Annotated in this window: 12 protein-coding genes; 6 read left to right on the top strand and 6 right to left on the bottom strand. The window is 63.7% G+C overall.

Annotation, left to right across the window (positions count from 1 at the left end; all coding sequences use genetic code 11):
• Positions 1–48 precede the first annotated feature (48 nt).
• On the top strand, positions 49–804 hold the full coding sequence (locus tag MLB1_RS00800) for an FkbM family methyltransferase (RefSeq protein ID WP_180747863.1): 756 nt from the start codon (positions 49–51) through the stop codon (positions 802–804).
• A 28-nt stretch (positions 805–832) separates the two neighbouring features.
• Here the strand turns inward: MLB1_RS00800 and MLB1_RS00795 are convergent, their stop codons facing one another.
• Entirely contained in the window at positions 833–1,327 is a 495-nt protein-coding gene (locus tag MLB1_RS00795) for a DUF1942 domain-containing protein (protein ID WP_180749607.1), read from the bottom strand.
• 131 nt (positions 1,328–1,458) lie between these two features.
• Here MLB1_RS00795 and MLB1_RS00790 point away from each other — a divergent pair, with 131 nt between their 5' ends.
• On the top strand, positions 1,459–2,481 hold the full coding sequence (locus MLB1_RS00790) for an SDR family NAD(P)-dependent oxidoreductase (RefSeq protein ID WP_180747862.1): 1,023 nt from the start codon (positions 1,459–1,461) through the stop codon (positions 2,479–2,481).
• Positions 2,463–2,897, top strand: a complete 435-nt coding sequence (locus MLB1_RS00785; protein ID WP_180747861.1) for an SRPBCC family protein — start codon at positions 2,463–2,465, stop codon at positions 2,895–2,897. The genes MLB1_RS00790 and MLB1_RS00785 overlap by 19 nt, the downstream gene beginning before the upstream one ends.
• On the opposite strand, the gene MLB1_RS00780 is transcribed toward MLB1_RS00785, so the two are convergent.
• Positions 2,894–4,267 (bottom strand): AarF/UbiB family protein, encoded by a 1,374-nt coding sequence (locus tag MLB1_RS00780; RefSeq protein ID WP_180747860.1) that lies wholly within the window; start codon positions 4,265–4,267, stop codon positions 2,894–2,896. The genes MLB1_RS00785 and MLB1_RS00780 overlap by 4 nt on opposite strands.
• A 12-nt stretch (positions 4,268–4,279) precedes the next feature.
• A complete protein-coding gene (locus tag MLB1_RS00775; protein WP_180749606.1) occupies positions 4,280–4,999 on the bottom strand; it encodes a TetR/AcrR family transcriptional regulator in 720 nt (239 codons plus the stop codon).
• A gap of 181 nt (positions 5,000–5,180) precedes the next feature.
• Between MLB1_RS00775 and MLB1_RS00770 the strand changes: the two genes are divergently transcribed.
• Positions 5,181–6,092: a metal-dependent hydrolase gene (locus MLB1_RS00770; RefSeq protein WP_180747859.1), complete on the top strand. Its 912-nt coding sequence runs from the start codon at positions 5,181–5,183 to the stop codon at positions 6,090–6,092.
• Positions 6,089–6,409, top strand: a complete 321-nt coding sequence (locus tag MLB1_RS00765; protein ID WP_180747858.1) for a 2Fe-2S iron-sulfur cluster binding domain-containing protein — start codon at positions 6,089–6,091, stop codon at positions 6,407–6,409. Before MLB1_RS00770 ends, MLB1_RS00765 begins: the two co-directional genes overlap by 4 nt.
• On the opposite strand, the gene MLB1_RS00760 is transcribed toward MLB1_RS00765, so the two are convergent.
• On the bottom strand, positions 6,348–7,136 hold the full coding sequence (locus MLB1_RS00760; protein WP_180747857.1) for a ferritin-like domain-containing protein: 789 nt from the start codon (positions 7,134–7,136) through the stop codon (positions 6,348–6,350). The genes MLB1_RS00765 and MLB1_RS00760 overlap by 62 nt on opposite strands.
• A 104-nt stretch (positions 7,137–7,240) precedes the next feature.
• On the opposite strand from MLB1_RS00760, the gene MLB1_RS00755 reads away from it, so the two are divergent.
• Positions 7,241–8,983: an amidohydrolase family protein gene (locus MLB1_RS00755; RefSeq protein ID WP_180747856.1), complete on the top strand. Its 1,743-nt coding sequence runs from the start codon at positions 7,241–7,243 to the stop codon at positions 8,981–8,983.
• Here the strand turns inward: MLB1_RS00755 and MLB1_RS00750 are convergent.
• Together MLB1_RS00750 and car are read right to left on the bottom strand one after the other, a co-directional pair.
• The gene (locus MLB1_RS00750) at positions 8,980–9,480 is read right to left on the bottom strand and encodes a nuclear transport factor 2 family protein (protein ID WP_180747855.1); all 501 of its coding nucleotides are present in this window, start codon (positions 9,478–9,480) and stop codon (positions 8,980–8,982) included. The two genes, MLB1_RS00755 and MLB1_RS00750, sit on opposite strands and share 4 nt — an antisense overlap.
• 90 nt (positions 9,481–9,570) lie before the next feature.
• Positions 9,571–13,116 (bottom strand): carboxylic acid reductase, encoded by a 3,546-nt coding sequence (gene car / locus MLB1_RS00745; protein ID WP_180747854.1) that lies wholly within the window; start codon positions 13,114–13,116, stop codon positions 9,571–9,573.
• Positions 13,117–13,148: the final 32 nt, after the last annotated feature.

Below are 13,148 nucleotides of genomic sequence, written 5' to 3'. Positions count from 1 at the left end.
CGGTTTCAGACTCTGCGACCCATTCACCCCATTCAGGAGGAGCATCACATGACCCGGCGCGTGACGGCCTTCGGCGAGATTCGTGACGCGGTGGTGGGGCAGGGCCTGCGCACACTGGCCCGCACCACACCGTGGGTGGAAAGCGAGTTGGTGGGTATCGCGCAGGTGGTCAGGCCGGGGGATGTGTGCCTCGACGTGGGTGCGGCCGCCGGTTTCTACACCGCGGAGCTGGCACGGCTGGTGGGCGCCGAGGGCCTGGTGTACAGCCTGGAGCCGCTGCGGTTCGCCCATGCCACCTCGTCGGCGGCCCTGGGCCTGCGCAGCGCACAGAACGTGCGCCGTCACGCTGTCGCGCTCGGCACCAATGCCGGTGAGCAAGTGATGAGCGTTCCGCTGCGCAACGGCAAGCCGATCACCGGCCGGTCCTTTGTCGACGCGGGAGCCGACGGGCTCGGCTCGAATGCCGAGTTCGACGAGCACATTCGGGTGGTCGTGGATACCGAGACATTCGACGGGTTCTGTGAACGTCTGGGCATCGCGCGGATCGATTTCGTGAAGATCGATGTCGAGGGCGCCGAACTCGATGTCCTGGTCAGCGGTGAGAAGACGATTGAGCGGACTCGACCGGCGATGATGCTGGAGGTGGAGGACCGGCACATGGAGCGTTTCGGACGCACCGCCGGGGACATCGTGGCCTGGTTCACCGAGCGCGATTACCGGATGTCGGTGTGGAGCGCCGATTCTTGGCGGCCCGCGGACAAGGTCACCGATACCTTCCGGAACTACCTGTTCCAGCCCCGCTGATCTCCAGGGCTCGCGCGGGAGAAGTGCGCTAGAGGTCCCACTGGGCCAGGTGGACCTGGGTCTGTGCCGAACGCAGCACGATATGGCGCACCGGTCCGCGGTAGACGTCCCAGTACACAGCGCCGCTTACGGTCGATCCCTGCGGCGCGTTGCGCAGCGCATAGTTCAGATCGTCGGGCTCGTCGGTGCGCTGCGGCTCGTACGCATCCCCGGTTTCCGGTGAGATGCCGCCGAGCTTGAGCGCCATCAGCAGCGCGTACGCATTGGGCACCTTGGTCGGCCGGATGGTGACGTATGCCTTCCAGATGACACCGCGAGGGGGAGCCATTCCCGCGGGGACGCCGGTGGGTTCGATGTTGTGCACGGTGACGTCCGCGCCGATGGTGCCGTAGTCGAAATGCAGCGTCTCACCGATGTGTCCGATGGGCGTTACCCGCTCGGGTTGCGCATTCGCGGTCGGAGCCAGGGCCATGGCGATGGCGGTGAGCATGGCGATGAGCTGGAGGGCAGGGCGTAGACGCACCCAGCGATCTTGGCACACGTCGCGGCGGGGTCGGTGGCGCATGGCTCTTCGGTATTCGCCCGGTATAGAAGCCCTGACGACCTACGATGTCCTGATTGGCGCGGGCCGCCGAACCGGATGGGACGTGAAGCATGCGCGTATTGGTTACTGGCGGTACCGGATTCGTGGGTGGGTGGACGGCGAAAGCGATCGCAGACGCCGGGCATCAGGTCCGTTTTCTGGTGCGTAAGCAAGCGCGACTGCACACCACGGTGGCGACGCTGGGTGTCGACGTATCCGACTACGCGGTCGGCGATATCACCGACCGGGAGTCGGTCGAGGCCGCACTCGACGGATGCGATGCGGTGGTGCATAGCGCGGCGATGGTCAGTACGGATCCCAAAGAAGCCGACCGGATGATGGCCATAAACCTCGAGGGCACCCAAAACGTCCTCGGGGCGGCGGTTGACCGTGGCCTCGATCCGATCGTGCACGTCTCGAGCATCACCGCGTTGTTTCGGCCGGGCCTGGACACGTTCGCCGCCAACCTGCCCGCGGCGGGCGGTAGTGACGGATACGGGCAGTCGAAGGCGCGGGTGGAGCTCTACGTGCGCGAATTACAGGAGTCTGGCGCACCGGTGACCATCACCTATCCCGGCATGGTGCTGGGACCACCCGTCGGCGATCAATTCGGGGAGGCCGCCGAGGGGGTGCGCTGGGTCCTGCTGCTGAGGTCGGTCCCCGGCCGTAGTGCGGCGTGGCTGGTGGTGGATGTCCGTGACCTCGCCGCCTTGCACACCGCGTTGTTGGAACCCGGACGCGGCCCCCGCCGCTACACCGCGGGTGGCCATCGGCTGGAGGTCGACGAGCTGGTGGATCTGCTGACCGAAGCAGCGGGCAGTACCGTACTTGCGGTTCCGGTACCCGACTCGGTGCTGCGCGCAGCGGGGACGGTGCTGGACCAGGTCGGCCGCTACGTGCCGCACGGCACTCCGGTCACCGAGGCGGGTATGCAGTACTACACGCAGATGCCCGCCTCGGATGACTCACCCAGCGAGCGTGAGCTAGGAGTCACCTACCGGGATCCGCGGGAAACTCTGGAGGACACCATCGTCGCCTTGCGCGGTAAGAAGGCCACCTCGAATCTGTTCGGCTCATGGCCCTTTTTCTCATAGAGCGAGCCAGTGTGCTGCCCGCCGCGATCGCCTTCGCGCGGGTCACCGACTGGCCGCGGCATAGCGAGCACATCCCGTTGACGACGGTCGTCGTCACCAGCGACCCTCCCGCAGGCGTCGGTACCACCTTCGTGGGGCGAACCGGGTTGGGGCGCATAGGTTTCGATGATCCGATGACGGTCGCCGGATGGGAACCGCCGCAGGGCGGGCAGCCTGGGAGGTGTCGGCTGGAGAAGACGGGTTCGTTGATACTGGGCTGGGCCGAGATCGAGGTCCATCCCGCAGACCGCGGTTCTCGGGTGGTCTGGCGTGAGGAAGTGCGCATTCGCGGTTTACCGAGATTCTTCGACACGCTGGCCAGATCCGGCGGCCAGTGGATGTTCGGCCGAGCCCTCGACGGACTGCTGCGCCGCTAATTCCGGGAGCTGCGCCATTCCTGGATGGCGCAGCCAATCTCGGTAGTCGGCGGTTCACCATAGATCCATTCGCGAGCGATCCGATGCCAGTTGTTGGTGACGTTGAGCTGGCCGAGGACGCCGAAGGTGTAGAAGTCCGCGCGTCGCGAGAAGATGTGTTCGGGCGGCAGGTTTTGGCGCCTCATGCCGGCGAACTCGCCGGAGCGTGGGTCTACGGCGAGAATCATTGCACTGGAAGCGATCTCGGGAGTAATGGTCATTTCTTCATCGACGAGGTTCCATCCGGACGCCGCATAGCAGTACTCCAAACAGTCCTGGGGGCTTACCGCGGCGTCCGGGTCGACCACCCCGCGCCGCACCATGGCGTCGTATAGATCGTCGGCGCGGCCCTCAGATGCTGCGCTCATGGTCTGACGCTCGAAGTCCACATGTTCGGGATCCATTCGCTTGTACAGCCCGAAGTCCACGAATCCGACGGTGCCATCGGCGGCGAGCAGGATATTGCCCGGATGGGGATCGCCGCAGAACTCGTTGTCCTGGAACAGCGAGCCGACGTAGAAGCGGAAGATGAGTTCACCGATTCGGTTACGTTCGGTGTCGGGCAGTCCTTGCATGTACGGAAAGGCTTCGCCCGCTACAAAATCCGTGACGAGTACCTGCGGTGTGCACAGTTCCGGTACACAGTCGGGAATGACGATGAAGGGATGCCCGCGATAGTGCTCGGCAACATGTCGCTGGGTGCGTGCTTCGCGGAGGTAGTCGAGCTCGCCTTCCAGGCTCAGTGAGATCTCGTCCATGAACGCCGAATTGGCAAGGGTTGGTATCGCTTTGCGCCAGAACTTGGTGAAGAGCGCGAGATTCTGCATATCCGCGCGCACCGCTTCGTCGACGCCTGGGTACTTGACCTTGACCGCGACATCGCGGCCATCTCGCAGGGTGGCGCGATAGACCTGCCCGATTGATGCGGCCGCGACAGGTGTTTCGTCGAAATCGCGGAATGTCTTACTGAGGCTTCCCAGATTTCTTTCGATGATCGGTCGCATCACCGAGAACGGTTCGCGTGGGGCCTGGTCGCGCAGCCGGGCCAGCTTTTGCCGGAAGCGTTCTCGGTGCGCCTCCGGCACCAGATCGACTTCGAGCATCGAGAGCAGCTGACCGAGCTTCATTGCCGAGCCCTTCAGGCTGCCCAGCACGGTGACGAGCTGTTCGGCGGCTTGGAGCGAGGATCGTTCTGCCAGCACTTCACGGGCCCGTTCTGACCGGCCGATCATGGATATCCGGCTTCCGGCGGTGCGGATGGCCTGCCCGGCAGCGAGCTTGCCCAAAATCTGGCCACGGCTTATGCGGCTCAAGGGGATTGGATCAGTCATCGAGTTTTGTCTCTAGCCGCGGGTACCGGTGAAGGCCAAGTGCAGCGGCAGCTCGGGGTCGAGAATCAGCCCGTTGAATGCGGCGATCGATTCGGCGATACCAAACAAGATGGTGGCCAGGTATTGAGTGAACCGCTCGATCGGCATGGGATTGTCGCGTGACTGGTTGGCGCTCAAGAACCAGTCGGTGGCGGTGCCGACTGCCCCAGCCACCGAGCTGACTGCCAGATCGGCGTCATCGGCGCTCACTGTTTCGTCATCGATGGCGTTCGACAGCATTTCCGCGAGGTCGCGCGTCATCTGGTGTGCCGCCTCGAGGAGCCGCTCGGTGCCGTCCGCCGAATTCACGAAATGGCCGTGCACGATGAACCGCAGCACATTCGGGTGCTCGGTGACCATGCGTGTGTACTCGTTGGCGCCGAGCTCGACCAGCTGGCGTGCTGAATCGGTCATGAGATTCATGCGGCCGGTGGCGGCCGACCACACCATGTCCTGGACGCGTGCAAGTACCGCCGTGTGCAGGTCGCCCTTGTCTTCGAAGTATCGGTACAGCTTGGGCTTGGCGATCCCGGCTTCGCGAGCGATATCGTCCATGCTCACGGCCGGGCCGAGGCTGTTGATGGCGCGAAAGGCGGCGTCCACCAATTCTTCTCGTGCAATCTTGCGTCGGTCGCCGCGCCGGGCAGCGGCCGTGCCTGCCTTCGGTGCGATGGCTGTGCTCACGTTCTCCACGGCTCCCATCACCACTGATGATATGTGTGTGCCGTCATCGGTTTGTTGATTCGGGCGACACGATCCTGCTGCCTATTGTGCTTACGCCATGCCGTATGGATACTATCAGTAGTACTCGGAGTACCAGTATAAAAAGCCAGGTCAGACGTCAACGCGGACGTCGGAGGTAAGGAGTTCCGTCATGGCAGTTGTAGAACAGCGGAGTCGAAAGTCGGTCACGCGCGCGCTTCCGAAGGTGCGCCGGATGAACTTCCGGTTCGGTGAGCCGGCTCCGATGAAGAAGCACTACGTCGAGGGCGATATCGTCTTCAGTCACCTGGTGTCACTACTGTCGGGTGTTTTCCCGCCCGGTGAGGAGTCCTTCATTCGGTCGGTGCGCAACTACTCCGACCAGATCACCGATCCGGTGTTGAAGAAGCGTGTTGCGGCCTTCATCGGCCAAGAGGCCATGCACGGTCGCGAGCACCGCAAGCTCAACGATCAGATCGTGAACATGGGATACCCGCTGGTCAGGCTTATGAACTTCGAAGAGGGCAGCCGGCGCGAGAAGTTTGTCCTGGCCTTGGAGAAGCGCATACCCAAGATCGCGCACCTGGCGGGGACGGCGGCCGCAGAGCATTACACCGCGGTGCTCGCCGAGCGGGTGCTGTCCAGCTCTGAGCTGCAAGAGATTCCGATGTCCGATGAGGTTCATCACCTGTTGAACTGGCATGCGATGGAGGAGATGGAACACAAGTCGGTGGCCTTCGATGTCTACCGCGCGGTGGGCGGACCGGAATCGGTGCGCATCGGTGTGATGTCGGCGATCTGGTTGGGCACACTGCCCGTCATGACTCTCGCGGTGCTGGGGTCGATCCTCACCGATCGCAGTGGCTGGAAGCCCGTATCCGTGCTGCGTCAGACCATCGACCTGTACCGCGGACCACTCGTCAAGGGACTGATGCGCGATATCGCGGTGTACCTGCGCCCGGGATTCCATCCGGACGACGTCGACACCAACGCGCTGCTGGATGAGTGGCAGAAGATCCTGTTCGGCGCCGAGGGCGAACTCAACGATCGACTACCCACTCGCGCCACTGCGGCGGGCCAGTGACGGCCGAAGCAATTCGGATCACCAGCAGCGGAATCACCGGGAACACAGTCCTGGAGGTCGAAATCTATGGGAGCACACACGTTCTCGACTGGCCGGCGGGCAAGAAGCTGCTCGACGTGCTCCTGGACGCGGGGATAGACGCCCCCTACGTGTGCCGCGAATCCGCCTGTGCCACCTGTATGTGTTCGGTGATATCGGGTCAGACGCGGATGCTGATGAACGAATCGCTCATCGACAGCGAGGTGGCCGAGGGGTTCACCTTGGCATGCCAGACACTGCCGGAATCGGATCGGGTGCAGATCGTTTTCGACGGCTAAGCAGGGCATCTCGCGACACTCGCCGGAAATCGCGGCCGGCCGCGCGGGCGAAACGTGCGCGGGTCCAGCCGCACACCCGCAGCGCACCGCCGTGATCCAGCAGGACCACGGCGGTGGTACCTGCTGCCAGGATCATCCATATCCCGCGCACCAGCATCCGCATGCCGATCGGCATGCGGATGAATCCCCTTTGCAGGGAGTCGATCTGGAAGGCCACGTGCTGGTGCTCGTCATCGACGATTCGCCGCGACATGGCCTCCACCGCAGGGTCGCCGCACTGCGACAAGGCGCCGTAGTAGCTCAGTGCGATCACCTCGGCCACCGTCAGCACCATCACCTCCCATCGCAGCGTGAACATCCTGCGAGCGGTCACGAACACCGAGTTCGACCAATGCGTTGAGAGGGGCGGCACACCCAGGTGCTCCAGGCTTCGGCCCAGCAGATGGGCGTGTTGCTGTTCCTCGGCGACGAACAGTTCGAGCGCCTTCGCGTATTCGGGATCGCCTGCGCGTGCCTTGCGTAACAGCACCTCACCGTCGCCGCGTTCGCCGATCTCGAAACGTTGCAGGGAACGCCCCACTGCCAGTGCGGTTTCCGATGGTAGCGCGGTGTCGGCACGCCAGTTGATGGCGGCGTCGATCTCGCGGTTGAGCCGGCGGTTCCGCTCGAAATGTGCAACCCAGGCTGCCGGTCCAATGATGGGCGTGCGTGGCAGGTTGTCGTTCATGCCGCACGGTAGCAATCGATTGTGAAGCATCTGTGAAGATGTGAATCGGATTGCGGGATAGGCTGGGTATCTGCTGATCGAACGGGGTATTGACCATGGAGCCTATGGCGACATTTGACCTGCTGGTGCGCGGCGGCTTGGTATTCGACGGGACGGGTGCGCCCGGCCAAGCCTTGGATATCGGGGTCCGCGGCGGCAAAGTGGTGGCCATGGCCCACGATCTGTCGGGCGCCGATGCCGATGAGGTCATCGAGGCCGACGGCAAATGGGTCATCCCCGGCATGATCGACGTGCACACCCACTACGACGCCGAGGTGCTTGTCAGTCCTGGGCTCGGCGAATCTGTGCGCCACGGCGTCACCTCCGTCGTTTACGGCAACTGCTCGATGTCCGCGGTGTACGCCGAACCGGAGGATGTCGCCGACCTGTTCGCCCGGGTGGAGGCTCTGCCCTGGGATGCGGTGCACTCGGCCCTCAAGGAGCACAAGGATTGGGACGGGCCACGCGGATACCGCGAGGCCATCGAGTCACTTCCGCTGGGCGCCAACGTCGCGACACTCATCGGACATTCCGATATCCGTGCGGCGGTGATGGGTCTCGCGCGTGCCACCGATTATGAGGAGCGGCCCACATCCGAGGAGCTGGCTCGGATGCGCGCCATGGTGGCCGATGCGCTCGACGCCGGATTCGCCGGGTTGTCCACCGACCGGCTGCGCTTCTCCAAGCTGGAAGGCACGCGGTTCGCGGGCCGACAGTTGCCGTCCACATATGCGACCTGGCGCGAGTACGGGGCTCTCTATGACGTGGTCCGGCGGCGCGGCGCCGTCGTGCAGTCGAATCTCGATGTGGAGAAGCGGCCCGAGACGGTCATGCATTTCCTGCTCAGCGGTGCCCGTCCCTGGCGCCGCGCGCTCAAGACCACGCTGCTGGCCGCCTTCGATCTGAAGAGCAACCGGTCGGTGATAACACTCCTCAAGGCGGCGACCGGTGCCCTCAACCCGCTGCTGCGCTCCCAGGTCAATTTTCAGCTGCTGGCGGTACCTTTCCATCTGTACTCCGACGGTATGGATCTGGTGATCTTCGAGGAGTTCGCCTCGGGCACGGCGGCGTTGGATATCCGCGATCAGCTCCAGCGGGTCGACCTATTCAAGGATGAGGGGTACCGGCGGCGGTTCCGCAAGGAGATGGCCCAGAAGTACGGGGTGGTGGCCTGGAACCGCGATATGTACGACACCGAGATCGTCGGCTGCCCCGATGAATCGGTGGTGGGCAAGTCCTTCGGCCAGGTGGCCGACGCCCGCGGCGTACAGCCGGTGGACGCCTTCCTCGACCTGGTTGCCGAGCACCCCGGGAAGGTGCGCTGGCATACCACCATTGCCAACGACCGTACCGACGTTCTCAACGAAGCCATCAAGTATCGGCATTTCCAGTTGGGCAACAACGACTCCGGTGCACACCTGCGCAACATGTCCTTCTACAACGCCGGGCTTCGGTTGCTTAAGCGCGTCAAGGAGGCCTGCGAGGCGGGCAAGCCGTTCATGCCATTGGAAGCCGCGGTGCACCGGCTGACCGGTGAGCTCGGTGAGTGGTACGGCCTGGATGCCGGGCGGCTCCGCATTGGCGATACCGCCGATATCACCGTGATCGACCCTGTGGGCCTTGATGATTCACTTGAGGGGTACCACGAGGAGTACATGACGGAATTCGGGGTATCTCGGCAGGTATGCCGCAACGACGGGGCGATCGCTGCCACGGTCGTCGGTGGGCAGCGGCTCTACTCCTACGGCACCTTTGTCGATGGCTTTGGCAGTACGGTGAAGGCCGGGCGGTTCCTCGCCGCGCGTTAGCCGAGCCACCCCATGTTTTTCCCGAACGTCTCTGCCGAAGAGGACAGCGAGCCCAGCTCACTGCTGCGCTGCACGTAGCCCTGGATGGCCACCATGAACTGCATCGGGTTGTAGACGTCTTCCTCGTTGGCCCAGTGATTGTCGCCGGCGTAACGGAAGATGCTGATATTCGTTGCTTCCCAGACGCTTCCGTCGCCGGGGTCCTTCATCCGGTTGACCAGCTCGCAGATGACCCAGCCGTGCTCCTCGTCGACCACGTGCCAGTTGGAGAAGTAGTGGGGCATCTCCACCCCTGGGAATTCGGACATGGTCTTGACCATCGACTCACGGATGGCTGCACGGCCCTCGAAGGTGCCGTAAGTCGGTTCGATATAGGTGGCGTCCTCGGCGAACAGATCGGCGTACTTGGCCCAGTCGCCCTTCGGGCCTATCTCCTCGACCACCCGCAGGTGATGGTCGAACATGCTCTGCAGTTCGTCCCGTGACCACTGTCCCATGGCGGGGACAGTAACACCGGGAGCGTTTTCAAATCCGGGCTTTCGCCGGTGTCACCCGGAATTGAAAGCGGGACACAGAAATTCGCGCGACTACAGCAGCCCGAGCTGCTTCAGGTCCGTCGCGTACTTGACGACGAGCTCCCGGGTGAGGTGGGGGATATCGGTGTTCTGGGCGGATTGCACGCCCTCACGGAATCTGACCGCGGGCAGGAAGGCCCCGTTATGCGCGTGCTGTGAATACCGGTACGCGTGTAGCAGTGGGAGTAGCGAGTGCTGCTTCTGCTTTTCGGGCAGGCCGCGGATGGCGGTGTCGAAGCGGTCGAACCATTCGCTGTACTTGGCGATGCGCTGGATGGGGTATCCGGCGTCGATGAGCCAGTCGACGAAGCTGTCCAATGAGACTCCGTCGGCGTGTGGGTTCACCGAATCGTAGGTGTGGAAGCCCTCGATGGCGCGGAGTGCGGTGATGGCCGAAGCCGTGAAATCTGCTGGCAGGCCGTCGTAGTGGGCGAGTGGGCGTTCTCCCGTGGCCTGTGCCTGATAGAAGGAGCCGGGGGCGATACCGGTGGCGATGAGGCTGAGGATCAGTCGGGTGAACTGGTCGGGGACGTTGAGCTGGCCGGTGTAGCGGCTGTGGGCCAGGATCATGTCGGAGCGGAAGACGGCCACGGGCAGGCCGCACAGATCGTGTGCCTCGCGTAGCAGCACTTCACTGGCCCACTTGCTGTTGCCGTAGCCATTCGCGTACCCGTCGTCGATCGGGCGGATCGCGCTGATGGTGCGGATATCGGCGTCCTCGTCGAACACCTTGGGGTCCACCGAGATTGCCACGGCGACGGTGGACAAGTAGGTGACGGGCTTGATTTTGGTGGTCAATGCGAGCTTGATGATCTCGGCGGTGCCAACGACATTGGGGCCGAATAGCTGTTTGTAGGGGAGTACATGGTTGACGAGTGCGGCGGGGTGGATGATGAGGTCGACGGTGTCGGCCAGGTGCTGCCAGGTGTCGGAATCAAGGCCCAGGTCCGGGTCGCCGATATCGCCGGGGAGCACTTCGAGGTGCTTGTCGGCCAGTGACCGGAAGTGCTTGAGCAGTTCGGCGTCGCCGCTGTCGAAGGCATCTTCGAGTCGCTCATATGCGGCCTGGGTGTCCTTGCCGCGGACGATGGCGATCAGCTTGCCGTCCGTCTTGTCTAGGCGCTCAAGCCATTCCAGCGCGAGAAATCGGCCGAGGTAGCCGTTGGACCCGGTGAGTAGCACGGTCTGTGGTGCGCCGGTCGATTTGGGGAGCGACGGGGCAGCCTGCAGCGTGGCCTCGTCGATGAATTTGTCGAGGGTCAGATCGGCCGCACGGATCTCGGTGTGCCCGACACCGTGCACCGACTCGGCGGTGGGACGCACAGAACCGGAGTCACGTTGTGTCTCCACAATGCGCGCGATGGCGGTCAGATCGTTGGCGGCGCTGACGATATCGCCAACCGGAATTTCCACGGCGAAGATGTCGCGCAGCAGATCCGAGAAGGACAACGCGGACAGCGAATCACCGCCAAGGTCGATGAAGTGAGCGTCCGGACTGACGTCCCCGGTGGCCAGACCCAGGAGCGCCGTTGCCGCGCGCTGCACGGTGTCCAGGACAGGCTTGCCCTCGTGTCCCGCCGAGTGCAGGGCCTGCAATTCCAGCGCCTGCGCGATTGCGATATCGGAGTACAGCTGTTCCAGGCGGGCACCGTACTTCTCATGCAGCTTCGGTCGCGCCAGCTTCGCGATACCGGTCAGCAGGCCGTTGGCGGCCGTGAACGGTTCACCCTCCACCAGGAAGTCGCGTGGCACCTCGTAGGGCTGCAGCTCGGCATCTCGAGCGATCTGCTGTAGCGACTCGGCGAGCAGGCGCTTAAGTGACTGGTCATCACCCTGGCTCAGTTCGAGTGCCTCGGGTGTCGGCACCACGACTGCCAGCAGATAGGACCGCTCGCTGCTGCCGTAGACGCAGATCTGTTGCACCAGTGGGCTGTTGGCGTACTCGGCTTCGAGATTGGCGATCGCGACGAACTCGCCCTGAGAGAGCTTGATGACGTTGTTGCGGCGGTCGACGATCTGGATCTTGTCGGGCTGCAGCTCGGCGACGATGTCCCCGGTCTTGTAGTAGCCGTCGGGATCGAACACGTCGGCGGTGACATCCGGGCGCTTGAAATACCCGCCGAATACCGATTCGGCCTTCACCAGCAGCTCGCCGCGTGGGTGTGGTTTGTCGGTGGAGAAGTAGCCCAGCTCGGGCACGTCGGTGAGTTTGTAGTCGATGACGGGTGGACGCTGGATCCAGCCGTTGCGCACGATGACACCTGCCTCCGTTGACCCGTAACCGTCGGTGATGCGGGCATCCAGGCAGGACTCGATGAACGCGGCCAGCTCCTCCGAGAGCGGGGCCGAGCCGCACACGATCGTCAAAACGCGTCCGCCGAACAGATTTTCACGGATGTCGGCCTTGACCTCGGCGTCGAGGGCAGCCGGATCGGCCGCGGAATCCATACCGGCGCGGCGTTCCACTTCGTTGCGGTAGCGCTGAAAGAGCATGTCGCACACGCGGGGAACAAGGGTCACCACGGTCGGGCGGGTCAGGGTGATGTCCTCGAACAGGGTGGACATATCGCTGGATGCAGCGAAGTAGGCGAGGCCACCGCAGGCCAGTGCGGTAACCAGGCTGCCCCGTCCCATCACATGGCTCATCGGCATGAAATTCAGGTTGATCAACGGAATTTCGGCCTTGGAGCTCAGGGTGTCGGCCCGCAGCCATGGTTTGGCGACCATCTTCTCGGTGTAGGTCGCGCCCTTGGGGGTACCGGTACTTCCCGAGGTGTAGATCACCAGGGCCAGCGGATCGGTATCGTCTTCGGCGGTGAACAGTGGGGCCTGCGGAAGAGCCCGCCCGTGCCCTATCACCGCAGACATGGGCTCGACGGCAATGGGCAGCCCGGCCTCGGAGATCCTGCGCTGCGCCGTCTCGATGCTCTCTCGCTGCGCGTCGACACCAGCGTGATAGTCGAAGACCGTGATATGTCGTAGCGATGGCGTGGCGAGCGCCGATTCCATTGCTACATCCAATAATTCGGCGCTCACGGCCAGCACCGAGGGCTCGGATTCGGCCAGTATCGCGGTCCAGCTCGATGCGGGCGCGCTCGTCTGCAACGGAACCGCTACCGCGCCCAGATGGATACACGCGAGATCAACCGCGGTGTAGTCGACGCTGGTGAAGCCGAGCATCGCGACGAAGTCTCCGGCGCGTACCGGATGGACGGGATCGTGGTACCAGGTGGAGGCCAGCGCGCGCGCCATACCCCACAGCTCTCCGTAGGTGACGGTCTCAAACTCGGGCAGTGCACGTAGCGTCGACCGTCCGGTCTCGTCGGTGACGAGTTCTTGGGCCCGGTGTCCGAGGGCCGGCCGGTCGGCATACCCGTCCATGATCGCGGTGACCACTTCGGCCAGGCGCATGCCCGGTACCGCGACGGCAGCGTCCACCCCGGGATCGGGTTTGGCGGCCAGGAATTGCGGATCTTCGGTGAACAGCCGCCTGACGCGGTCGCCCAATCGCTGACGACGTGCTTCCTTGGTGTTGTCAGCGGCGGCGTCGATGGTCATATCGGGGAGCTTACGAAACCTCGAATTCTGTA

This window comes from Mycobacteroides sp. LB1 (genome assembly GCF_013449725.1).
In the GTDB taxonomy this organism is placed as follows: domain Bacteria; phylum Actinomycetota; class Actinomycetes; order Mycobacteriales; family Mycobacteriaceae; genus Mycobacterium.
The sequence above is the reverse complement of the archived record's forward strand: the minus strand, read 5'-3'. Positions and strand labels throughout refer to the sequence as shown.

Excerpts from the sequence above, each read along its gene's own strand:
- MLB1_RS00780 (WP_180747860.1), bottom strand. The coding sequence starts at position 4,267 with ATGACTGATCCAATCCCCTTGAGCCGCATAAGCCGTGGCCAGATTTTG.
- MLB1_RS00750 (WP_180747855.1), bottom strand. The coding sequence starts at position 9,480 with ATGGGACAGTGGTCACGGGACGAACTGCAGAGCATGTTCGACCATCAC.
- MLB1_RS00770 (WP_180747859.1), top strand. The coding sequence starts at position 5,181 with ATGGCAGTTGTAGAACAGCGGAGTCGAAAGTCGGTCACGCGCGCGCTT.
- MLB1_RS00760 (WP_180747857.1), bottom strand. The coding sequence starts at position 7,136 with ATGAACGACAACCTGCCACGCACGCCCATCATTGGACCGGCAGCCTGG.
- MLB1_RS00790 (WP_180747862.1), top strand. The coding sequence starts at position 1,459 with ATGCGCGTATTGGTTACTGGCGGTACCGGATTCGTGGGTGGGTGGACG.
- car (WP_180747854.1), bottom strand. The coding sequence starts at position 13,116 with ATGACCATCGACGCCGCCGCTGACAACACCAAGGAAGCACGTCGTCAG.
- MLB1_RS00755 (WP_180747856.1), top strand. The coding sequence starts at position 7,241 with ATGGCGACATTTGACCTGCTGGTGCGCGGCGGCTTGGTATTCGACGGG.
- MLB1_RS00800 (WP_180747863.1), top strand. The coding sequence starts at position 49 with ATGACCCGGCGCGTGACGGCCTTCGGCGAGATTCGTGACGCGGTGGTG.
- MLB1_RS00785 (WP_180747861.1), top strand. The coding sequence starts at position 2,463 with ATGGCCCTTTTTCTCATAGAGCGAGCCAGTGTGCTGCCCGCCGCGATC.